This is a genomic window from Streptoverticillium reticulum (assembly GCF_047456005.1).
Lineage (GTDB): Bacteria > Actinomycetota > Actinomycetes > Streptomycetales > Streptomycetaceae > Streptomyces > Streptomyces reticulum.
The window spans coordinates 1,192,764-1,214,126 of sequence record NZ_CP179755.1 but is presented as its reverse complement, the minus strand read 5'-3'; the positions used below and the strand labels follow the sequence as shown (position 1 = coordinate 1,214,126).

Annotated in this window: 23 protein-coding genes; 12 read left to right on the top strand and 11 right to left on the bottom strand. The window is 74.3% G+C overall.

Annotation, left to right across the window (positions count from 1 at the left end; translation table 11 throughout):
- Positions 1 to 102: 102 nt before the first annotated feature.
- The 3 genes from ACMATS_RS05530 to ACMATS_RS05520 all read right to left on the bottom strand — a co-directional run bounded on the left by ACMATS_RS05530 (position 103) and on the right by ACMATS_RS05520 (position 3,127).
- Entirely contained in the window at positions 103 to 1,143 is a 1,041-nt protein-coding gene (locus ACMATS_RS05530; protein ID WP_414167082.1) for an N-acetylglucosamine kinase, read from the bottom strand.
- Between the two features lie 15 nt (positions 1,144 to 1,158).
- Complete coding sequence (locus ACMATS_RS05525) at positions 1,159 to 1,836, bottom strand: uracil-DNA glycosylase (RefSeq protein ID WP_390778565.1); 678 nt, start codon at positions 1,834 to 1,836, stop codon at positions 1,159 to 1,161.
- A 196-nt stretch (positions 1,837 to 2,032) separates the two neighbouring features.
- Positions 2,033 to 3,127, bottom strand: coding sequence for an NADH:flavin oxidoreductase/NADH oxidase (locus tag ACMATS_RS05520; RefSeq protein ID WP_414167081.1), 1,095 nt, complete (start codon positions 3,125 to 3,127; stop codon positions 2,033 to 2,035).
- A gap of 160 nt (positions 3,128 to 3,287) precedes the next feature.
- On the opposite strand from ACMATS_RS05520, the gene ACMATS_RS05515 reads away from it, so the two are divergent.
- On the top strand, positions 3,288 to 3,638 hold the full coding sequence (locus tag ACMATS_RS05515; protein WP_390778567.1) for an ArsR/SmtB family transcription factor: 351 nt from the start codon (positions 3,288 to 3,290) through the stop codon (positions 3,636 to 3,638).
- Positions 3,639 to 3,660: 22 nt separating this feature from the next.
- On the opposite strand, the gene ACMATS_RS05510 is transcribed toward ACMATS_RS05515, so the two are convergent.
- From ACMATS_RS05510 to ACMATS_RS05495, 4 genes are all read right to left on the bottom strand, one after another.
- A complete protein-coding gene (locus tag ACMATS_RS05510; protein WP_414167080.1) occupies positions 3,661 to 5,010 on the bottom strand; it encodes an FAD-dependent oxidoreductase in 1,350 nt (449 codons plus the stop codon).
- A 71-nt stretch (positions 5,011 to 5,081) separates the two neighbouring features.
- Complete coding sequence (locus ACMATS_RS05505; protein WP_391149120.1) at positions 5,082 to 5,699, bottom strand: TetR/AcrR family transcriptional regulator; 618 nt, start codon at positions 5,697 to 5,699, stop codon at positions 5,082 to 5,084.
- A gap of 170 nt (positions 5,700 to 5,869) precedes the next feature.
- Positions 5,870 to 6,052, bottom strand: a complete 183-nt coding sequence (locus ACMATS_RS05500; RefSeq protein ID WP_390778570.1) for a hypothetical protein — start codon at positions 6,050 to 6,052, stop codon at positions 5,870 to 5,872.
- 133 nt (positions 6,053 to 6,185) lie between these two features.
- Positions 6,186 to 6,896: a TVP38/TMEM64 family protein gene (locus tag ACMATS_RS05495; protein WP_391149123.1), complete on the bottom strand. Its 711-nt coding sequence runs from the start codon at positions 6,894 to 6,896 to the stop codon at positions 6,186 to 6,188.
- A 153-nt stretch (positions 6,897 to 7,049) separates the two neighbouring features.
- Here ACMATS_RS05495 and ACMATS_RS05490 point away from each other — a divergent pair, with 153 nt between their 5' ends.
- Positions 7,050 to 7,268, top strand: coding sequence for a hypothetical protein (locus tag ACMATS_RS05490; protein WP_414167079.1), 219 nt, complete (start codon positions 7,050 to 7,052; stop codon positions 7,266 to 7,268).
- Between the two features lie 22 nt (positions 7,269 to 7,290).
- Entirely contained in the window at positions 7,291 to 8,136 is an 846-nt protein-coding gene (locus ACMATS_RS05485) for a spermidine synthase (protein ID WP_390778573.1), read from the top strand.
- Between the two features lie 53 nt (positions 8,137 to 8,189).
- Here ACMATS_RS05485 and ACMATS_RS05480 read toward each other — a convergent pair whose 3' ends face one another.
- Positions 8,190 to 9,146 carry a hypothetical protein gene (locus tag ACMATS_RS05480; RefSeq protein WP_414167078.1) on the bottom strand — a complete coding sequence of 319 codons (957 nt, stop codon included), beginning with the start codon at positions 9,144 to 9,146 and terminating at the stop codon, positions 8,190 to 8,192.
- A gap of 84 nt (positions 9,147 to 9,230) precedes the next feature.
- On the opposite strand from ACMATS_RS05480, the gene ACMATS_RS05475 reads away from it, so the two are divergent.
- The 4 genes from ACMATS_RS05475 to ACMATS_RS05460 all read left to right on the top strand — a co-directional run bounded on the left by ACMATS_RS05475 (position 9,231) and on the right by ACMATS_RS05460 (position 12,007).
- Complete coding sequence (locus ACMATS_RS05475; RefSeq protein ID WP_390778575.1) at positions 9,231 to 9,704, top strand: DUF4442 domain-containing protein; 474 nt, start codon at positions 9,231 to 9,233, stop codon at positions 9,702 to 9,704.
- Positions 9,705 to 9,823: 119 nt separating this feature from the next.
- A complete protein-coding gene (locus ACMATS_RS05470) occupies positions 9,824 to 10,480 on the top strand; it encodes a DedA family protein (RefSeq protein ID WP_391149127.1) in 657 nt (218 codons plus the stop codon).
- A 10-nt stretch (positions 10,481 to 10,490) separates the two neighbouring features.
- On the top strand, positions 10,491 to 11,021 hold the full coding sequence (locus tag ACMATS_RS05465) for a gamma carbonic anhydrase family protein (RefSeq protein ID WP_391149130.1): 531 nt from the start codon (positions 10,491 to 10,493) through the stop codon (positions 11,019 to 11,021).
- Between the two features lie 263 nt (positions 11,022 to 11,284).
- Positions 11,285 to 12,007, top strand: coding sequence for an acyltransferase (locus ACMATS_RS05460; RefSeq protein ID WP_390778578.1), 723 nt, complete (start codon positions 11,285 to 11,287; stop codon positions 12,005 to 12,007).
- Between the two features lie 15 nt (positions 12,008 to 12,022).
- On the opposite strand, the gene ACMATS_RS05455 is transcribed toward ACMATS_RS05460, so the two are convergent.
- The gene (locus ACMATS_RS05455; protein WP_390778579.1) at positions 12,023 to 12,889 is read right to left on the bottom strand and encodes an EamA family transporter; all 867 of its coding nucleotides are present in this window, start codon (positions 12,887 to 12,889) and stop codon (positions 12,023 to 12,025) included.
- Positions 12,890 to 12,992: 103 nt separating this feature from the next.
- Here ACMATS_RS05455 and ACMATS_RS05450 point away from each other — a divergent pair, with 103 nt between their 5' ends.
- Together ACMATS_RS05450 and ACMATS_RS05445 are read left to right on the top strand one after the other, a co-directional pair.
- Positions 12,993 to 13,571, top strand: a complete 579-nt coding sequence (locus tag ACMATS_RS05450; RefSeq protein ID WP_390778580.1) for a helix-turn-helix domain-containing protein — start codon at positions 12,993 to 12,995, stop codon at positions 13,569 to 13,571.
- A 19-nt stretch (positions 13,572 to 13,590) separates the two neighbouring features.
- On the top strand, positions 13,591 to 14,145 hold the full coding sequence (locus tag ACMATS_RS05445; protein WP_391149134.1) for a YbaK/EbsC family protein: 555 nt from the start codon (positions 13,591 to 13,593) through the stop codon (positions 14,143 to 14,145).
- A 6-nt stretch (positions 14,146 to 14,151) separates the two neighbouring features.
- Here ACMATS_RS05445 and ACMATS_RS05440 read toward each other — a convergent pair whose 3' ends face one another.
- On the bottom strand, positions 14,152 to 14,559 hold the full coding sequence (locus tag ACMATS_RS05440) for a CoA-binding protein (protein WP_390778582.1): 408 nt from the start codon (positions 14,557 to 14,559) through the stop codon (positions 14,152 to 14,154).
- Between the two features lie 58 nt (positions 14,560 to 14,617).
- On the opposite strand from ACMATS_RS05440, the gene ACMATS_RS05435 reads away from it, so the two are divergent.
- Genes ACMATS_RS05435 through ACMATS_RS05425 form a run of 3 tightly spaced genes read left to right on the top strand, consistent with a single transcriptional unit; the run spans position 14,618 to position 19,545 of the window.
- Positions 14,618 to 15,244, top strand: a complete 627-nt coding sequence (locus tag ACMATS_RS05435) for a YigZ family protein (RefSeq protein WP_414167077.1) — start codon at positions 14,618 to 14,620, stop codon at positions 15,242 to 15,244.
- Positions 15,245 to 15,304: 60 nt separating this feature from the next.
- Positions 15,305 to 16,471, top strand: a complete 1,167-nt coding sequence (locus tag ACMATS_RS05430; protein WP_414167076.1) for an exonuclease SbcCD subunit D — start codon at positions 15,305 to 15,307, stop codon at positions 16,469 to 16,471.
- Positions 16,468 to 19,545 carry an AAA family ATPase gene (locus ACMATS_RS05425; RefSeq protein ID WP_414167075.1) on the top strand — a complete coding sequence of 1,026 codons (3,078 nt, stop codon included), beginning with the start codon at positions 16,468 to 16,470 and terminating at the stop codon, positions 19,543 to 19,545. Before ACMATS_RS05430 ends, ACMATS_RS05425 begins: the two co-directional genes overlap by 4 nt.
- Positions 19,546 to 19,650: 105 nt before the next feature.
- On the opposite strand, the gene ACMATS_RS05420 is transcribed toward ACMATS_RS05425, so the two are convergent.
- Positions 19,651 to 21,336, bottom strand: coding sequence for a DUF885 domain-containing protein (locus tag ACMATS_RS05420; protein ID WP_414167074.1), 1,686 nt, complete (start codon positions 21,334 to 21,336; stop codon positions 19,651 to 19,653).
- Between the last annotated feature and the right edge of the window lie 27 nt (positions 21,337 to 21,363).

The window sequence follows — 21,363 nt, the reverse complement described above, 5'->3', positions numbered from 1 at the left end:
TCGGGCGGGGGTAACTGAACAGGGTCGTGCAAGGTATGTCTGGATTCAATCGCCACTCAATCCCCGCTCGATCGCCGGTTCATCCGGTGCACACGGATGCGTTCAGCAAACGACGTGGAGTAGCGACCCATCGGCAGGCAGTAACAGAGTGTCCGTCAGCAGCGCGGCTGCCACGCACAATGCACCGTCGAGCGGGCCGCCCGCGGCGGTCGTCAGCCGGGCGCCGGGCAGTTGCTCGTGCAATTCCCGGCGTACCGGGGCGAGCAGTGGTTCACCGATGCCGAACAGCCCGCCGGTGAGCGCCACTTCGCACACCGCGGGCTCCACCGCGGGCTCCGTCGCGGGATGTTCCGGCACGCGGGGACAGACCGCCGCGGCGGCCTCGGCGATGTGCCGTGCGGCGGACCGCAGGATGCCCGCGGAGACCTCGTCGGCCGCGGCGCACCGGGCGACTTCGGGGGCGAAGGAGGCGAGCACGGCCGGACGGTCGGCGCGCGGATAGAGTTTCCCGGGCAGCCCTGCTGCCGGCCCGAAGACGGCTTCGAGCCGTTCCAGCAGCGCGGCCGAACCGCCCGCGCGTCCGTCGTGTGCGCGCAGCGCCGCCTCCAGCCCGGCGCGCCCGATCCAGGCGCCGCTCCCGCAGTCGCCCAGCAGGTGCCCCCACCCGTCGGCGCGCCGCCAGCCGCCTTCGGGGGACAGGTCGGTGCCGAGCGCCACGATGCCGGTGCCCGCGGCGACCACGGCGCCCGGACGCTGCCCCAGCGCCCCGGCGTAGGCGGTCACGGCATCGGAGGCAAGGGCGAGGCGGCGCATGCCCAGTGCCTCCCGCAGCGCGCCGGGAAGGACGGCGCGGAGGTCGTCCCCGAGCGTCGACATCCCGGAGGCGCCCACGCACACGGCCCCGCAGCGCTCGGCTTCCGCCGCCCGCAGCAGTTCACGGGCAGCGGGCAGCACCCGGTCGAGCAGGCTGCGTGCGTCGATGCCCCTGGCGCCGGTGACGGCGGGCTCCGGAGACGCGCGGATCCAGGGGGCCCCGGCCGGGGCCGGGCCGCCCCCGTCGGCGGAGGCCAGGGCGACGCGGACGCCCGAGCCGCCCGAGTCGACCCCGAGGACGAGGTTCTGCTGCGCTGCGGAGCTGCTCATGACAGATGTTCTGCCCTAGGGGAGCTGCCAGTTCACCGGAGCCGCGCCCTGGCCCGTCAGGAGGTCGTTCACGCGGCTGAACGGCCGGGAGCCGAAGAAGCCGCGGTCGGCGGACATGGGGGAGGGGTGCGCGGACTCGACGCAGGGCACGCCGCCCAGCAGCGGGCGCAGGTTGCGGGCGTCGCGCCCCCACAGCACGGCCACCATCGGCCTGCCCCGGGAGACGAGCGCCCGGATCGCCTGCTCGGTGACCTCTTCCCAGCCCTTGCCGCGGTGTGCGGCGGGCTTGCGCGGGGCGGTGGTCAGCGCCCTGTTGAGCAGCAGCACGCCCTGCTGCGTCCACGGCGTGAGGTCGCCGTTGGACGGGCGGGGGAGGCCCAGGTCCGCGTTGAGCTCGCGGAATATGTTCTCCAGGCTGCCCGGCAGGGGCCGGACGTCCGGGGCGACGGAGAAGCTCAGCCCCACGGCGTGGCCGGGCGTGGGATACGGGTCCTGGCCGACGATCAGGACCCGCACCTCGTCGAACGGCTGCTGGAACGCGCGCAGGACGTTCGCGCCCGACGGCAGATAGGTGCGTCCCGCCGCGATCTCGGCGCGCAGAAAGTCGCCCATCGCGGCGACCCGCCCGGCCACCGGCTCAAGTGCCTTGGCCCAGCCCGGTTCGACGATCTCGTTCAACGGCCGTGCAGCCACAGCTGCTGCCCCTCCCTGCCCGCGTGGATCTGAACAATTGCGCATTCCTGCGCAGAGCTCAGGATCGTACGCGAGCGGGAGGCGCGGCTCATATCGTCCGCAGCGGGATCCGGGCGCGGCGGCGGGCCGACACGCCCGGCTGATTCATTCGAAAGGGTGATCAGGAGGGTGGTGGGAAGGGTGGTGGGAAGGGTGGTCAGTGGGCCCTGGCGTACTGGTCGGGTGCGCGCAGGTCACCGCCGAGCGCCCCGGCGGCCCGCTGTGCCCAGAACGGGTCGCGCAGCAGCTCGCGGCCCAGGAGCACCGCGTCGGCCGCGCCCCCGGCGACGATCTTCTCGGCCTGCTGCGGGTCGGTGATCAGCCCGGCCACGGCGACCGGCATCCCGGTCTCGTCCTTCACCCGCTGTGCGAACGGCACCTGGTAGCCCGGGCCGACGGGAATGCGCGCGGCGGGGGCGAGGCCGCCGGTGGAGACGTCGAGGAGGTCCACGCCGTGGGCGCGCAGCTCACGGGCGAAACGCACGGTGTCGTCGCCGGTCCAGCCCTCGCGGTCGTCCTCGGGGTTCTCCGTGAGCCAGTCGGTCGCGGAGATGCGGAAGAACACCGGCAGTTCGTCGGGCCACACCGCGCGGACGGCGTCCACGACCTCCAGCGCGAAGCGCGTGCGGTTCTCGAAGGAGCCGCCGTACGCGTCGGTGCGGTGGTTGCTGTGCGGCGAGAGGAACTCGTTGATGAGGTAGCCGTGGGCGCCGTGCACCTCGACGACCTCGAACCCGGCGGCCAGGGCGCGCTGCGCCGCGGCGGCGAACTGCCCCACGATCTCCTTGATCTGATCAACCGTCAGCTCGTCGGGCACGGGGTGGTCGTCCTGGAACGGCAGCGGGCTGGGGGCGACCGGGGTCCACCCCTCCTCCGGTCCCACGGGTTCGCCGCCGCGCCAGGGGGCATCGGTGGCCGCCTTGCGTCCGGCGTGCGCTATCTGGATGCCGGGGACGGTGCCCTGCCGCTTCAGGAACGCCGTGATGCGCCGCAGCGCCTCGGTCTGGGTGTCGTTCCACAGGCCCAGGTCCCCGGGGCTGATCCGGCCCTCGGGGCTGACGGCGGTGGCCTCGACGAGGATCAGGCCGGTGCCGCCGGTGGCGCGCGCGGCGTAGTGGGCGAAGTGCCAGTCGTGCGCCACGCCCGCGCCGGGGCCGGTCGGTTCGGCCGAGTACTGGCACATCGGCGCCATCCAGGCGCGGTGGGGGAAGGTCAGCGACCGGAGGGTCAGGGGCTGGAACAGTGCGCTCACGGGCAGGCTCCGTTTCGGGTCTCGCCTGCGGGGCAGGCGGGCTTCGTCCTGGCTCGTACGATAACCATCGTAGTACGGCAGGTGTCAAACTACGAGGGCTCTCGTACAATGAAGCCTCGGAACCCCCGGCATCCGCCGTCGCACCTCGAGGAGAGCAGCCGTGCAGAACCCGACCAGCCGCCCCCTCGAGCACCCCGACCGCGACACGATCCGGCTGGAGGGCGTGCTGCACGCCCTGTCCGACCCGCTGCGCCTGGGGATCGTGCGCGCACTGGCCGCGGGCGACTGCGAGCAGTCCTGTTCGGTGTTCGACCTGCCGGTCAGCAAGTCCACCACCACGCACCACTTCCGCGTGCTCCGGGAGAACGGGGTGATCCGGCAGATCTACCGGGGCACCGCGAAGATGAACTCCCTGCGCCGGGACGACCTGGACGCGCTCTTCCCCGGCCTCCTCGACAGCGTCCTCACCGCCGCCGCCCGGCAGGCGGGCCGGCTCGCCGCATTCGGCTGACGCACCGTCACCGGCGGTCGGGTCAGCGGCCGTTCCGTGCCGCGGCGAGCAGGCCGGCCCAGTCCGGGATCTTCACCGTCCCGCGGCCCAGCCGCTGCCCGAGCGCCGCCTCCGCCGCCTCGATCCCCAGCCAGCCCGGCCACTCCACCGGCTCCTGCCCCGCAGCCCGCAGCGCCGCCTGCGCATCGCCCGACGGCCGGCGGGCCAGCAGCGCCTCGGCGTCGGCCAGCAGGGACGCGACCGTCTCCTTGGCGCAGGGCCGGTTGGTGCCGATCACTCCCGTCGGACCGCGCTTGATCCAGCCCGCGACGTACTCGCCCGGCGCGGGCGCCCCGTCCCGCAGCACCCGGCCTTGCACGTGCGGCACCGTCCCGTTCCGCGCGTCGAAGGGCAGGCCCGGGACCGGCACCCCCCGGTATCCCACGGACCGGAGCACGAGCTGCGCCCCGATCTCCTCGAAGCGCCCGGTCCCCGCGACGCCGCCGTGCCCGTCCGGCTCGGTCCGCTCGAAGCGCACCGCCTCCACCGCGCCGTCCCCGAGCAGGGCGACGGGACGCAGGAAGAACCGCAGCCGGATCCGGCGCTCGTGCTCCTGCTCCGGCTGCCCGGCCCAGCCCCGGAGGACCTCCACGTTGCGCCGGACCGCCGACGGCAGCGCGGACGGATCGGCCCACGCCGGGTCCAGCGCCGCCTCCTCGCCGCGCACGAGGGCCTGCACCCCCGTCAGCCCGCCCAGCTCGCGCAGCTCCTTGGTGGTGAACTTCGCCTGCGCGGGACCGCGCCGGCCCACCACGTGGACGTCCGCCACCCTGCTCTCGGCCAGGGCCGCCAGCGCCGCGTCCGGCACGTCCGTGGGCCGCAGCTCGTCGGCGCCGCGCGCCAGCAGCCGGGCCACGTCCACGGCCACGTTCCCGACGCCGATCACCACGGCCGACCGGGCGCCCAGGACGAACCCGCCGGGCGCGGCGTCCGGATGCGCGCTGTACCAGGAGACGAACTCCGTGGCCGAGAAGCTCCCCGGCAGGTCCTCGCCGGGGATCCCCAGCCGGCGGTCGGCCGCCGCGCCCACGCAGTAGACCACCGCGTGGTAGAGCTCCAGCAGCCGCCGCGGCGCCAGCGCCCCGGGCTCCTCGCCCACCCGCACGTTGCCCAGGAACGTGACGCCGGGGTGCTCCAGGGCCGTCCGGAGCGTGTTCTGCAGCGACTTGATCTTCTCGTGGTCGGGCGCGACCCCGTAGCGCACCAGCCCGTACGGGCACGGCAGCCGGTCCAGCACGTCCACGGTCACCCCGGGGACGGACTGCTGCTGCACCAGGGCCTGGGCGGTGAAGACACCGCTGGGCCCCGAACCGACGACTGCGACGCGAAGCACGGAAGGTCTCCTTCCAGCAGGTGCGTCCAGGATCCCACCGGGAGCGGGATCACGTCAGGGGCACACCGGCCTCAGCCGCCCACGGCGTGCGGCTTCTCCCCGGGGGGAGCGCCGAGCTCCCAGGCGAGCCCGTACCGCTGGAACAGCTCGGCCCGCAGCAGCTCCGCGGGCATCGGCGCCCCCGGCAGCAGCACCCCCACCACCGCTCCCATCAGCAGGGCGCGCAGGATCCGGTAGTCGGACTCCGGGTCCGCGGAGCCGTACCCCGCCACGGTCTCGCGCAGCAGGGACGCCAGCCGCTGCTGCTCCGGGCACTGGATGAACCCCTCGGCCTGGAGGAGACCCGCCATATGGGTGCGCATCAGCAGCGGCCGCTCCCGGGCGAGCCCCAGGATCACGTCGATGGCCCGGGCCAGCAGCTCGCGCCCGTCCTCGGTGCGCGGCTCGCGCTCCAGTCCGGCCGACAGCTCCCGGTGCATCAGCCGGTGCACCGCGGACTGCAGCAACTGCCGCTTGCCCGGGAAGTAGTACGAGACCAGGCCGCGCGCCGCACCGGCCCGGTCGGCGATGTCCGCCAGCGTCGTCGCCTCGTAGCCGCGCTCGGCGACCAGCTCGACGGTCGCCTGCAAGAGCCGGTCGCGAGAACGGCGGCGCAACTCCTCGTTGACCGCTGCGCTCCGCGGGGACATGCGAATAACTCCTGCGTTGACTGGCTCCGGGCCAATATACTCAGCGGATGACCGGTTGTCCTTGCCGGGGGCGGGGAAGGACCGGAAGGGCTGTCGGTTTCGGGTGGCGCGGGGGACCACCCGAAACCGGTGGCCCCGTCTCTGCTCGTGCCGTTGTTTCCGGCGACGTCTCAGCACGCCGCCCGGCAGCGCTGCCGCCGCTGCTCCGCGGCATGCCACTCGGCCAGCAACTCCTCGTAGACCTTGCGCTCGGCCCTGGTCAGGGCACGGCCTCCGCGCGCCGTGAGGAAGGCGCGGATCGAGCGGTTGATCTCCTCGGGGGACCGCTGGGCGGGGGTCGGAGTGGGCGGCATGAGCTCAGGCTACGAGCGGGAGGCGGCGGAAGGCGGTCGCTGCGGCCGACTTCGCGGAATGCTCATCAAATGGTCATGAAGCCGGAACGGGCCCGGGATCCGGACGTTCCGATTCCGGAGGTGGCCCCGGGAATCACGGCGCGACGGCGCCCTTGGCCGGCCTCCTGCGCCAGGCCACCGCGACCGCCGCCAGGCCCGTCACCGCGAGGAAGGCCATGGCGGCCAGGAAGGCCGGTGAGGTGGGTGCCGCCGCATGGCTGCCCGCGACGACATAGGCGGCGGTCGTCGGGATGCTGCCGGCGGCGGTCGCCAGGAGGAAGGGCAGCCAGCCCATCCGGGACACCGACGCGCAGTAGTTCGCGGCGGCGAACGGGACCCCGGGAAGGAGCCGCAGGACCAGCATCGAACGGAAGCCGTGCAGGCTCAGCTGCCGGTCCGCCGCCGTCAGCCAGCGGCCGCGCAGCAGGGGGCGCAGGGCGTCCTGGCCCAGCAGGCGCCCCAGGCCGAAGGACACGGCGGAGCCCAGCACGGTGCCCGCCACCGCGGCGGCGGTGCCGGCCGGTCCGCCGAAGAGGGCGCCCGCGGCGATGTTGAGCACCGGGCGCGGCACGAACGCCGCGGTGCACAGCCCGTACCCGGCCGCGAACAGCACGACCGCCGGGCCGCCGCCGGACATCCGCTCCGGCCACCCCTCGGTGAGCAGCCGCTCGGGGCGGCACGCGAGCACGGTCGCCACGGCGGCCGAGAGCAGGACGGCGAGCAGCCCGAGGCGGAACCACGGGGACAGCAGCGCACGGGTGCAGCGCTCGGCGGGGCCGGGGGACGGCGCGGCGGGATCGGACATCGAAGGAGCGTAACCGACACCCGTGCAGGGGCGGACCGAAGTCGGTGAACGGCATGCACCCGCACCCGGTGCCCGGTATAAGCCGCTGCGTACAAGCATCTCCCCCGCTGATATCCACGTGCCCCCGCGCGGGCACCGGCCTACAGTGCAGACATGGAAGAGCGGTGGGGAGGAGCGCTCGAAAGGGCCGACCAGATGGCGCTGTTCGTCGCGGCGGAGCGCCGGGCGAGGCTTGCGCTGCGGCAGGGACATCTGGAGAAGGTGCTCACCTCTCAACAGCTCAAGGCCGTCGTCCGGCACATGGTGCAGACGTGGCTGGACGGTTTCGCGGCCGGCGCGGCGGCGCACCGGGGCGGGGGCGAGCAGCCCTGACGTCCTGACGGACAATGGGGGAGTGGACGAACCGATACCCGTGACCCGCGATGTGGACTGGGGCACCGCCAAGCTGATGCCCGACGTGGACCGGGCGCGGGCCTGGCTGCTGACCGTGAACGGGGCGCCCCAGTCGTACGTCGACCTGGACGACCCCGCGCACCTCGAGTTCGAGTACGCGCAGCGCATCGCGCACGTCCTGGACACGGCGGCCGAGCCGGGCCTGCCGCTCGACGTGCTGCACCTGGGCGGCGGTGCCCTCACCCTGCCCCGCTACGCCGCCGCCACCCGCCCGGGCTCCCGGCAGCGGGTCGTCGAGGCCGACCGCGGGCTGATCGCCCTGGTCGGCGAGCACCTTCCGCTGCCGGACGGGGCCGGGATCGAGGTGCTCGCGGCGGACGCCCGCGAGGCCCTGGAGGCCTCGCCCGGCGCGTCCGCGGACGTCGTCGTCGCGGATGTCTTCGGCGGGTCGCGGGTGCCCGCGCACCTCACCTCGGTCGAGTACGCGCACGCCGCCGCGCGCGTCCTGCGTCCGGAGGGCCGCTACGTGGCCAACCTCGCCGACGGTGCGCCGTTCACCTTCCTGCGGGGCCAAGTGGCCACCTTCGCGGCCGTCTTCGCGCACGTGTGCCTGATCGCGGAGGCCCCGATGCTGCGCGGGCGCCGCTTCGGCAACGCCGTTCTCGTCGCGTCGCACGCCGAACTGCCGCTGGCCGCCCTGGCCCGCCGGGCCGCGGCCGACGCCTTCCCCGCGCGGGTCGAACACGGCGCCGCGCTGGCCCGGTTCGCCGCCGGGGCGGCGGCCGTGCACGACGCGGAGGCGGTGCAGTCGCCCGAACCGCCGGGCGGCTCGTTCAGCGTGGGCTGAGACGGCCCCGGCGGTCGGGCGTGCGGTCCGGGCGTGCGGTCAGGAAGATGCGGTCAGGAGGACTTGAGCGGGCGGAGCGTGCTCATGATCTTCTTGACGGTGTCGTCGGAGACCTCGCCGTCGATCCCGGTGTCGGCGTAGAGCACCCACGTCGCGAGGTCGCCGTTGGTGTCCTTGTAGGTCACCGTGAAGGTCTTGCCGTCCGTCATGCACTTGTCGGTCTTCTTCACGTCGGTCACCTTGGCCGAGGCCGTGGAGCCGGTGATGCCGTGATCGTTCTTGAAGGGCGTGGCCTTGGCGGTCTCCAGGTGGCCCGACTGCTTGCGGTCGAACGCGGCGATCGCCCAGTTGCCGGCCTCGGTCTCGGCGGCGTCCTCCATGCTCTTGGCGCCCTGAGCGCCCTTGGTGCCGGCGCCGCCCCGCGAGTCGTTCTTCGCGCACTGGTCGGGCTTGTAGTACGCGGTCCCGCTCATCGTGACCAGCGGCTGGCCCTTGTCGTCGGCGAAGCTGGTGGACATGTCCGGCGGGTTGACCGTCCAGTCCGGGGGGATGTCGAAGGCGTCGTGCCGCTTGCTGTTGACGACGATCTTCCACCCGTCGATCACCGGCTTGATCTCACCGCCGGCCCGCGGGTTGTCCTCGGGGGCGCTCGGGGCGCCGGTGCTCTGGTTCTGCGTCTGCGCCGACGCCGGGGCGGAGGGGGCGGAGTCGTTCTTCGCCGCGTCCTCCTTCTTCTCGTCGTCGCCCAGGAGGACCAGGCCCGTCACCGCGGCCGCCGCGACCACGGCCAGGGCCGCCGAGATCGCGATCCACGTGGTGCGCTTGCCGCTGTTCTTCTGCGGCGGCTGCGGTCCGGGTGCGGCCGGAGCCGTCCACTGCCCGGCGGGCGGCTGCTGGTACGGATTCGGCTGCTGGTACGGATTGGGTTGCTGCGGGTAACCCGGCTGCTGGTACGGGTTGGGTCCCTGCGGGTTCTGCTCGCCCCCGGGCGGCTGCTGTCCTGGCCACATGGCCGATAACCATAGAGGGCGGCATCCACGGCCGTGATCGATGGGCCTTCCCCACGATTGCTACCGGCTGGTAACTTGCCCTTCATGTCAGAGACCCTGCCCTCGATCGGCGACATGCTCACGGCCACCGTGCCCATGGCCCGCACCCTCAACCTCGTCTTCGAGGAGACCACCCCGGAGCGCGCCGTCGTCCGGCTGCCCGACCAGCCCGACTACCACAACCACGTCGGGGGGCCGCACGCCGGCGCGATGTTCACCCTCGCCGAGTCCGCCAGCGGCGCCATCGTCCTCGCGGCCTTCGGCGACCAGCTCTCGCGGGCCGTGCCGCTGGCCGTGCGTGCCGAGATCGGCTACAAGAAGCTCGCCATGGGCCCGGTCACCGCGACCGCCGAACTCGGCCGCCCGGCCGCCGAGGTCGTCGCCGAGCTGGACGCGGGGCAGCGCCCGGAGTTCCCGGTCCGGATCTCGATCACCCGCGAGGACGGTGCCGAGACGGGCGAGATGACCGTGGTCTGGACGCTCCGCCCGAACGCTCCGGAGAAGGCCCCGGAGAAGTAGGCCTCTCCTCCCGTCAACCAACGGGCTCCTGGAAGAGTCTTTACCTCCAGTAGGCTTCCCGGCGTACGTCCGCTCGGCGCACGCCGGGAAGCAGTTCGTCAACCGGGGAGGAACCGGCGTTGCACATCCAGGAGTGGCTCGAATCCGTACCGGCGATCGCCGTCTACCTCCTGGTGGGCGGGGTCATCGGGCTGGAGAGCCTGGGCATCCCGCTCCCCGGTGAGATCGTCCTCGTCAGTGCCACGCTGCTGGCCGCCTCCCAGGACCACATCAACCCGTACGTCCTGGGCGCCTGCGCCGTCGCCGGTGCCATCATCGGCGACTCCATCGGTTACCTGATCGGCCGCAAGGGCGGCAAGCCGCTGCTCGACTGGCTCGGCCGGAAGTTCCCCAAGCACTTCGGCCCGCACCACGTGGCCACGGCCGAGAAGGCCTTCACGAAGTGGGGCATGTGGGCCGTCTTCGTCGGCCGCTTCATCGCGCTGCTGCGCATCTTCGCCGGCCCGCTGGCGGGCGTGCTGAAGATGCCGTACTGGAAGTTCCTCATCGCCAACGTGCTCGGCGGCATCGCCTGGGCTGGCGGCACGGTCGCGCTCATCTACACCGTGGGCAAGGTCGCCGAGCAGTGGATCGGCAGGTTCTCCTGGATCGGCCTGGTGATCGCCGTCCTCTTCGGCGCCGGCTCGTTCGTCGTCATGCGGATCAAGGCCAAGAAGGCCGCCAAGGCCGCCGAGCAGGAGCCCGCCGAGGCCGCGTCCGTCGCGGCCGTCGACTGAGGAGGCGGCAGTGGCCGAGCGTGCGTTGACCCTGGGCATCGGCGGCAAGGAGCCGGACGTCGATCCGGCGGCCTTCGCCGCGCCCACCTCCGTCCTCGTCGGCGACGTGACGCTCGCCGCGGGCGCCAGCGTCTGGTACCACGCGGTGCTGCGCGCCGACTGCGGGCCCATCGTGATCGGCGCCGACAGCAACGTCCAGGACAACTGCACCGTGCACGGTGACCCGGGCTTCCCGGTCCATGTCGGCGAGCGCGTGACCGTCGGCCACAACGCGGTGCTGCACGGCTGCACCGTGGAGGACGACGTCCTCGTGGGCATGGGCGCGACCGTCCTCAACGGCGCCAGGATCGGCGCCGGTTCGCTCGTCGCCGCCCAGGCACTGGTCCCCCAGGGCATGGACGTCCCGCCCGGCTCCCTGGTCGCCGGGGTGCCCGCCAAGGTCCGGCGCGCGCTGACGGCGGAGGAGCGCGAGCACATCGGGCTCAACGCCACGGGATACCTGGAGCTCGCCAAGGCCCACCGCGAGGCCGTCGAGGACTAGGGCGTGTCCGATGGGTCAGCACAGGCCCCGCGGCGCCCGGCACGGCACCTCGCTGCGTTGTCGCATCACCCGAGTGCGCCCAGTACGCGGGTAATGCTCCGCCTTGCGATGCACCGCACCTGGGGGTACCCCCAGCGGTAGCTGGGGGAGCCGCGGGGCCCGCACTGACCCATCGGACACGCCCTGAGGCCCGCCCCCGCGTGGGGTGAAGATCACAGGACGGTCCGCGGCCCGGCCCCGGCCCCGCTGAGTACGGTGAGCGGGTGCCCAAGAACAAGAACGCGTTCTCGTCCGGCGCCGTCGGGGCCCTGGGGGCCTGGCGGCGCCGGGCCGTTTCCCGTGCGGTCCACCGGGGCTGGCGCTGGATCCAGCAGGCCGGTTCGGTGACCGCCGAGCGGCCGGGGCCGTACCGCTTCCGCCGCATCGGCACCGGGACCCGGCTCGCCTTCCCGCTCGGCACGGTCTTCGGGGAGGGCTGGATCGAGCTGGGCGACCACTGCATCGTCGGGGAACAGGTCACCCTCACCGCGGGCATGGTGCCGGGGCTCGACCTCGGCCCGGACCCGGTGCTGCGGCTGGGCAACGGCGTCGTGCTCGGCCGGGGCAGCCATGTGATCGCCTCGCAGCCGGTCACCTTCGGCAACGACGTCTTCTGCGGGCCGTACGTCTACGTCACCAGCGACAACCACTCCTACGAGGACCCCGAGCAGCCCATCGGGCGGCAGTGGCCGAGGAGTTCGCCCGTCTCCATAGGCTCGGGCAGCTGGCTGGGGGCCGGTGCCGTGATCCTGCCGGGGGCACGGCTCGGACGGAACGTCGTGGTGGCGGCGGGGGCGGTGGTGCGCGGCGAGGTGCCGGACCACTCCGTGGTGGCGGGGGTGCCGGCGAAGGTGGTGCGGCGCTGGGATGCGGTGCGCGGCTGGGAGCCGCCCCTGCCGGTGGCGGGGCCGCCGACTCTTGCGGAACTGGGGGAGGGCGCGGGGTAGTTGCGCCCCGGCGGGTCACCCCGTCGCCAGCAGTACCGTTCCCACCAGCGCCAGCCCCGCCCCCGCCGCCTGCAGCGTCTGCATGCGTTCGCGCAGGACGCCGCGCGCCGCCAGGGCCGTGACCACGGGGTAGAGGGACGCCAGCACGGCCGCCACCGTCACGGGGCCGCTGTGGGCGGCGAGGTTGTACGTGCCGTTGGCCGCCACGTCCGCGAGGCCGATGAAGGCGAGCGCCGGCAGCGAGGAGCGGATCACGCTCCAGCCGCCTGCGGGCAGCGCGGGAGCGCCGCGGCGGGAGGAGACCAGGAGGACGGTCCCGCCGACCGCCACGTTGCACACGCGCTGGACGAACAGGGCGAGGAACAGGCCGGTCAGGGTGGTCGACGCCTCGGCGATCAGCGCCATGACCGAGCCGAACCCGAACGCGGCCACCAGCGTGAGCGCCAGGGTCTGCCGCTGCACGGGCGCCCCGCCCAGCCCCGGGCCGCTGGCCAGGACGACGCCGACGATCGCGACCGCGATGCCCGCGAACTGCAGCAGCCCGGGCCGCTCGCCGAGCACGAGGCCGACGCCGACCGGCACCGCCACGCCGCCGAGCGCGCCCAGCGGGGAGACGACGCCCATCGGGCCGAGGGCCAGCGCCCGGTAGAAGCAGAGCAGGGCCGCCGTGCCCACGACGCCCGCGGCCGCGGCGCACCACAGCCGGGGGCTCGCCTCGGACCAGGCGCCGGTGGCGATCACGATCGTGCCGAGGGCGCCCACGGCCAGCAGCTGGGAGACGAGCACCACGGTGAGAGCCGGCATCCGCCGGGTGAGGAGTCCGCCGCCGAAGTCGGCCAGGCCCCACATGAGGGCGGTGGCCAGGGCGAAGACAGGGGTCATGGAACGCCTCGCAGTACAGTGTGGTGGACGGTCGTGTGCACCACGCTGTAGTGCAAGTGATTGAACTATTTAATCAAATAAATTGGACGGAACGGACCGGACCGTGACGGACCTCGACAAGCTCACGCAGTCGCTCGCCCGCAATCTCAAGCGCTGGCGCAGCGAGCGCCGCCTCACCCTCGACGCCCTGGCGGCGCGCTCCGGGGTCAGCCGCGGCATGATCATCCAGATCGAGCAGGCCCGGACGAACCCCAGCGTCGGCACCACGGTCAAGCTCGCCGACGCCCTGGGCGTCAGCATCACCACCCTGCTCGAGCACGAGCAGGAGGGGCGGGTGCGGATCGTGCCGCCGCAGGAGGCCACGCGCATGTGGTCCAGCGAGGCCGGCAGCCGGCACACGCTGCTGGTGGGCACCCAGGTCCGCGGCCCGATGGAGCTGTGGGACTGGCACATCGCGCCGGGCGACGCCAGCACCTCGGACCCCCACCCTCCCGGCACGGTGGAACTGCTGCGCGTCACGGCCGGCGAACTCACCCTCGTCGTGGAGGACGAGGAGTTCCGCCTGCCCGCCGGCACCGCGGCGGCCTTCGAGTCCGACGTCCCGCACGGCTACCGCAACCACGGCGAGCAGCCGGTGGAGCTCACCATGGCCGTGGCCATCCCGCCCGTGGGCGGCTGTTGAGGCTGTTAGCGTGGCGCGCATGCGCACGCCGATGGAAGCCTTCGAGGACGTCCGGCCCGCCGTGGAGCGCCTGGACCTGCTGGTCCGGCCGGTGGCCGACGCCCTGCGCGGCTGGACCGGCCCGGTCCCCGTCGAGGAGCTGCTGTACGTGGACACCCAGCCCGAGCGCGCCGACACGGCCGTGCTCGCGGAGAGCTACGGGCCGTGGCTGCTGGACCTCTCCGCCAACTGCGTCGTCGTCGCGGCCAAACGCGGCGGCGAGGTCACCCTCGCCGCCTGCATGGTCCTCGGCCACACCCGGGCCGATGTCAACGGCCTCGTCCGCCGCCATCTCGGCGCCCGCAAGGCCTCGTTCGCGCCCATGGACACCGTGCTCGACGCGACCGGCATGGAGTACGGGGGCATCACCCCCGTCGGACTGCCCGCAGGATGGCCGGTTCTGGTCGATCAGGCCGTGGCGGACAGCCCGCACGTCCTCGTCGGCAGCGGCAGCCGCCGCGGCAAGCTCATCGTGCCGGGCAAGGCCCTCGCGGAGCTGCCCGGTGCGACGGTCCTCGCCGGACTCGGCGGCTGAACGGGCTCAGCGCAGGCGGGGGATCTCGATCGCCGGGCAGCGGTCCATCACCATCAGCAGGCCCGCCGCGCGCGTCCGTTCGTACGCGTCCTCGTCGATCACCCCCAGCTGGAACCACACCGCCTTCGCGCCGATCGCCACGGCCTCGTCCGCGACGGCGCCCGCCAGCCCGGAGTTGACGAAGACGTCGACCACGTCGACGTCGAAGGGGATCTCGCTCAGCGAGGCGTACCCCTTCTCCCCGTGCACCGTCTCGGCCTTCGGGTGCACCGGCACGACGCGCTTGCCGTGCTGCTGCAGCACCTCCGCGACGCGGAACGCCGCGCGCTGCTCGTTGGAGGACAGACCGACCACGGCCCAGGTGTCGCCCGTGCCTTCGATGATCTTGCGGATGATCCCCGCCTCTGCGTACATGATCGGCTCAACGGCGGCCGCTGCCGGACCATTCCCGCATCCGGCATAGGCTGGCGGGATGGCCGACGAATACCGGACAGTCGCGCGCGAGGGCGTGCACGAGATCGAGATCAGCAAGTCGCGCTTCATCTGTGCGCTCGCGCCCGCCGCGACCGAGGAGGAGGCGCAGGCGTTCGTCGCCCGCATCCGCAAGGAGCACCCCACCGCCCGGCACCACTGCTGGGCCTACGTCCTCGGTGCCGACGGCTCCGTGCAGAAGGCGAGCGACGACGGCGAGCCCGGCGGCACCGCGGGGGTGCCGATGCTGCAGATGCTCGTGCGGCGCGAGATGCGGTACGTCGTCGCCGTCGTCACCCGCTACTTCGGCGGCGTCAAGCTCGGCGCGGGCGGGCTGATCCGCGCCTACGGCGGGGTCGTCGGCGAGGCCCTCGACACCCTCGAAACGGTCACCCGCCGCCGCTACCGGCTGGCCTCCGTCACCGTCGACCACCAGCGGGCCGGAAAGCTGGAGAACGAACTGCGGGCCACGGGACGGGCGGTGCGCGAGGTGATCTACGGGGCCGGAGTGCGCATCGAGATCGGGCTGCCCGAGGCGGACGTGGAGACCTTCCGCGCCTGGCTCGCGGACGCCACCGCGGGCACCGCGGAATTCGAGCTCGGCGGCGAGGCGTACGGGGACGTCTGAGACACTGGTGCACTCGGTATAGCGGAGGGAACGGAGCGGCATGCGGGGCGGAGCCCACCGGTGAGAATCCTGCACACCTCGGACTGGCACCTGGGCCGGTCCTTCCACCGCATCGGCCTGCTGGACGCCCAGCGGGAGTTCATCGACCACCTCGTGCGCACCGCCCGTGACGAACGGGCCGACGTCGTGCTCGTCGCCGGGGACGTCTACGACCGCGCCGTGCCGCCGCTCGCCGCCGTCGAGCTGTTCGACGAGGCCCTGCACCGGCTCGCGGACCTCGGCGTGCCCACCGTCATGATCTCCGGGAACCACGACTCGGCCCGCCGGCTCGGCGTCGGCGCCGGGCTCATCGAACGCGCCGGGATCCACCTGCGCACCGACCCCGCCGGGTGCGGCACCCCCGTCGTCCTCGCCGACGCCCACGGCGACGTCGCCTTCTACGGGCTGCCCTACCTCGAACCCGCCCTCGTCCGGGACGCACTGGGCGCCGACAAGGCCGGGCATGCCGCCGTGCTCGGCGCCGCCATGGACCGGGTGCGCACCGACCTGGTCGGCCGGCCGGCCGGGACCCGGTCCGTCGTGCTCGCGCACGCCTTCGTCGCCGGGGGCGCGCCCAGCGACAGCGAGCGGGACATCACGGTCGGCGGCGTCGCCGCCGTGGCCCCCGAGGTCTTCGACGGCGTCGACTACGTGGCGCTCGGCCACCTCCACGGTTGCCAGACCCTCACCGAGCGCGTGCGCTACTCCGGTTCGCCGCTCGCCTACTCCTTCTCCGAGACCGCCCACCGCAAGACCATGTGGCTGATCGACCTCGACGCCTCCGGCACCGTCACCGGCACCCGCGTCGACTGCCCCGTGCCGCGCCCGCTGGCCCGGATCCGCGGCCGCCTCGACGAGCTGCTCGCCGATCCGGCGCTCGCGGTGCACGAGGACGCCTGGGTCGAGGCCACCCTCACCGACCCCGTGCGCCCCCAGGAGCCCATGGCCCGCCTCGCGCGCCGCTTCCCCCACGTCCTCAGCCTCGTCCTCGACCCCGAGGACGCCCCCGAGGACTCGCTCGCCTCCTACGCGCAACGGCTCCGCGGCCGCAGCGACCAGGAGATCGCGGAGGACTTCGTGGCCCACGTGCGCGGAGGACTGGGACCCGACGACGCCGAGCGGACCGTGCTCACCGCCGCGCTCGACTCCGTACGGCTGGACGAGACCCTCGAAGAGGCCGCCCGATGAGGCTGCACCGGCTCACCGTCACCGCCTTCGGGCCGTTCGGCGGCACCCAGCACGTCGACTTCGACGCACTGTCGGCCGCCGGGCTGTTCCTGCTGCACGGCCCCACCGGCGCGGGCAAGACCTCCGTCCTCGACGCGGTCTGCTACGCCCTCTACGGCAGCGTGCCCGGCGCCCGCCAGAGCAGCGGGCCGAGTCTGCGCAGCGACCACGCCGCCGCGGACCTGCCCACCGAGGTGGCGCTCGAACTCACCGTCGGCGGACGACGGCTGGAGATCACCCGGCGGCCCGAGCAGCTGCGCCCCAAGAAGAAGGGCACCGGCTCCACCCGGGAGAAGGCCTACAGCGCGCTGCGCGAGCACCGCGACGGCGCCTGGCACGGCCTCAGCCGCTCGCACCAGGAGATCGGTGAGGAGATCACCCAGCTCCTCGGCATGAGCCGCGAACAGTTCTGCCAGGTCGTGCTGTTGCCGCAGGGCGACTTCGCCCGCTTCCTGCGGGCCGAGGACGCCGCCCGCAGCCGGCTGCTGGGCAGGCTCTTCGACACGGGCCGCTTCGCCGCGGTGGAGAACCACCTGGCGGAACAGCGCCGCGCGGCGGAGGCGGGGGTCCGCGCGGGGGACGAGCAACTGCTCGCGCTGGCCCACCGGATGCGGCAGGCCGCGGCGGACCCGTCCCTGCCGGAGGTCGGCACACCGGAGCCGTCCCGGGCGGAGACCTCCCGCACCCGTGCCGCCGTCCCGGCCCCCCGTGCCGCCGAGGCGCCCCTCGGCGCCGGGGAACCCGGGCTCGTCGACGCCATTCTCGAGTGGGCGGCGCTCGCGCGGGCGCACGCCCGCGAGGGGCGTGACATCGCCGCGCTCGCCCTCCGCGCCGCCGAGCAGGACCACCGTGCCGCGCACGGGCGCGCCGAGGAGGCCCGTGAACTGGCGCGTCTGCAGCGCCGGTACGAGGGGGCCCGGCAGCGGGCCGCCGTGCTCGCGGAGCAGCGCGGGGAACTGGAGCCGGTGCGTGGGCGGCTGGCGGCGGCGCGGGCCGCCGAGGCGGTCGCGCCCGCGCTGGAGCTGCGCGACGAGGCCGGCCGGGCCCACCGCGCCGCCGCCGCGGCCGAGTCGGCGGCCCGCCACCGGCTGCCCGAGGGGCACCGGGACGCGGGCGGCGAGCAACTCGCCGCCCTGGAACGCAGGTTCCGCGAGGAGCTCGGATCGCTCGCCGCCGCCCGCCGCGCCGAGCAGCGGGCCGCGGCCGTCACCGCGGAGGCCGCCCGGCTGGACCGCGAGGCGCGGGCCGACGAGGAGGCCGTCGCCGAGGCCGGAGCCTGGCTCGCCGACTGGGACGGCCGGCGGCACGCCCTCCGGCAGCGGGCCGACGCGGCCCAGGAGGCGGCCGCGCGGGCCGAGCAGCTCGGCAGCCGCACCGGTCCCGCCCGCGAACGGCTCGCCGCCGCCCGGCGCCGGGACGCGCTCACGGGCGAGGCCGACGGGGCCGAGGCCCGGCTGCTGCGCGCCCGTGAGCAGGCCGCCGCCGCCCGCGAGCACTGGCTGGAGCTCAAGGACCGCCGCCTGCGCGGCATCGCCGCCGAACTGGCCGCCGGACTGGAACCCGGCGCCCCGTGCGCCGTGTGCGGCGCCACGGAACACCCCGCCCCCGCCCGTGCGACGGCCGAGCACCCGGACCGGGCGGCCGAGGAGGCCGCGCTGGACGCCTCCCAGCAGGCCGACGCACTCCGCGACGAGGCGGCACGGCAGCTGCAGACGCTGCGCGAGGCCCTCGCCGCCGCGACCGCCACCGCGGGCGCGGTCCCCACCGCCGAACTGGCCGCGGAAGCCGCCGCGTTGGAACGCGCCCTCGCGGAGACGCGGGCCGCCGCCGCGGACCTGCACCCCGCACGGGAGGCACTGGCCGGCGCCGAGCACGAATACGAGCGGCGCCACCGCGAGCAGCAGGACGCCCAGCTGCGCATCGCCGCCCGCACCTCCCACCGCGAGGACCTGGACCGTGAACTCCGCTCCCTGGAAGAGGAGTTGACGCAGGCGCGCGGAGGCGAGGAGACCGTGGAACGCCGTGCGGCGCTGCTGGAACGGCAGTCGGCCCGCCTCGCCGAGGCGGCCGAGGCCGTGCGCGGCGCGGAGGCCGCCGCGGGCCGCCTCAAGGAGGCCGACGACCGGCTCGCCGACGCCGCCTACCGCGCCGGGTTCGACACCCCCGGCCAGGCGGCCGGCGCCCTGCTGGAGGCCACCGCGCAGCAGCGGCTGCAGGAGCGCCTCGACCGCTGGCACAGCGAGGAGGCCGCCGTCGCGGCCGAGTTGGCCGATGCGGGCCTGGCGGCCGCCGCCGCGCAGCCGCCCGCCGACCCCGATAGCGCCCAGGCCGCCGCCGACGCGGCGACCCGCAGGCTGCAGGAGGCCGCCGCCCGGGACGCCACCGCCCGGACCCGCTGCGCGGAACTGGACCGGCTCTCCCACCGGGCCGCGGCGGACGCCGTGCGGCTCGCCCCGCTGCGCGAGGAGCACCACCGCGTCGCGGGCCTCGCCGCGCTCGCCGCGGGCACCTCCGCGCGCAACGAGCGCAAGATGCGCCTGGAGTCCTACGTCCTGGCCGCCCGCCTCGAACAGGTCGCGGCCGCCGCGACCGTACGCCTGCACCGCATGTCGGGCGGCCGCTACACGCTCGTGCACTCCGACGCCCGGGCCGGCGGCCGCGGCCGCTCGGGACTGGGCCTGCACGTCGTCGACGCCTGGACGGGCCGCGCCCGCGACACCGCGACCCTCTCGGGCGGCGAGACCTTCTTCGCCTCGCTCGCCCTCGCGCTCGGCCTCGCCGACGTCGTCACCGAGGAGGCGGGCGGCACCCGCCTGGACACTTTGTTCATCGACGAGGGCTTCGGCACCCTGGACGAACAGACCCTGGACGAGGTGCTGGACGTGCTGGACTCGCTGCGCGAACGGGACCGCACGGTCGGCATTGTCAGCCACGTTGCCGACCTGCGGCAGCGCATCCCCGCGCAACTGCAGGTCGTCAAGGGCCGGTCGGGCTCGGCCGTGCGGCACCGGGCCGCCGGCGCCGAGGCCCCGTAGGGGGCGCGGGCGCGTCGTGGCTGGTCGCGCCTGCGCGGCGGAGCCGCATGATGTAACAGCCCCGCGCCCCTTACGGGGCGCCTCCTACGGGGCCGGGGCGCCCCGTCACAGCACCGACAGCTCCGCCACCAGGTCGTCCAGCCCCAGCGAGCCCTGTGACAGTGCCGCCATGTGCCAGGCCTTGAGGTCGAACGCGGCGCCCCGGGCCGTGCGGGCCGCCTCCCGGCCCGCGAGCCAGGCGCGTTCGCCCAGCTTGTAGCCGATGGCCTGGGCGGGCATGCCCTGGTAGCGGACCAGCTCGCTGTCGACGAAGGCGGCCGGGCGGCCACTGTGCAGGCCGAAGAACTCCCGTGCCAGCTGCGGCGTCCAGCGCTCGCCCGGGTGGAAGGGGGAGTGGCCGGGGATCTCCAGCTCCAGATGCATGCCGATGTCGACGATGACCCGCGTGGAGCGCATCATCTGGGCGTCCAGATAGCCCAGCCGGCGCTCGGGGTCGGTGAGGAAGCCCAGTTCGTCCATGAGCCGCTCCGCATACAGCGCCCAGCCCTCGCAGTTGGCGCTCACCCAGCCCACCGTGGCCTGGTAGCGGGAGAGGCTCTCGGCCATGTGCACCCACTGCGCCAGCTGCAGGTGGTGGCCGGGGACGCCCTCGTGGTACCAGGTGGAGACCAGGTCGTACACGGGGAAGCGGGTGTCGCCCATGGTGGGCAGCCAGGTGCGGCCCGGCCGGGAGAAGTCCTCCGACGGCTGGCTGTAGTACGGGGCCGCCGCACCGCCCGGCGGGGCGATGCGCGACTCCACGCGCCGTACCCGCTCGGCCAGTTCGAAGTGGGTGCCGTCGACTGCGTCGATCGCCTCGTCCATCAGCTCCTGGAGCCAGACGCGCACCTCCTCGACGCCCTCGATGTGCCGCCCGTGGACGTCGAGATGGGCCAGCGCCTCCCACGGGGTCCGCGCGCCCGGCAGGATCTTCGCCGCTTCGGTGCGCATCTCGCCGAGGAGCCGGTGGTATTCGGACCAGCCGTACGCGTACGCCTCGTCCAGGTCGAGGTCGGTGCCGTTCCAGTAACGCGACCAGCGGGCGTAGCGCTCGCGGCCCACGACGTCCGGGGCGCCCTCGACGGCCGGGGCGTAGACGTCGCGCAGCCAGCCGCGCAGGGTGGCCAGGCCGTCCGTGGCGGTGGCGGCGGCCTTGTCCAGCTCGGAGCGCAGCCGCTCCGGGCCCGCGGCGGTGAAGTCGCCGAACCAGCCGTTCCCCGTGCCGATCCACTCGTCCAACTGCCCGAGCACGGTGGACACCTGGCGCGGGCCGCCCGGCAGCCCGCGGCGGATCCCCTCGGCGAGCGAGGCCCGGTAGCCCTCCAGCGCGGCCGGCACGGCCTGCAGCCGCGCGGCGACCGCCGCCCAGTCGTCGGCGGTGTCGGTGGGCATCATGGTGAAGACCTCGCGCACCGAGTGCAGGGGCGAGTGGATGTTGCTGACGGCGCGCAGCGGCTCCCCGGCCTCGTGCACGGCGAGTTCGGCGGTCAGCCGCTCGCGCAGCAGCCGGGCGCAGCGCCGCTCGACGCCGCTGTCCGCCCCGGGCTGGGCCTCGGCCCCGGTGAGGCTCTTGAGCGTCGTGCGGGCCAGATCGGCCAGTTCCCGCTGCCCGTCGGGCGAGAAGTCGGGGAGCCGCCGGGCGGACTCCGACGTTCCGAGCATGGTGCCGGTGATGGGGTCGAGGGCGACGGTCGCGTCGACGTGGGCGTCGGCGACCTGGCGGGGCAGCTGGCTACTCGTGGTCTTCGGCATGCGTACATCCTCGTACGCGAAGTGCGT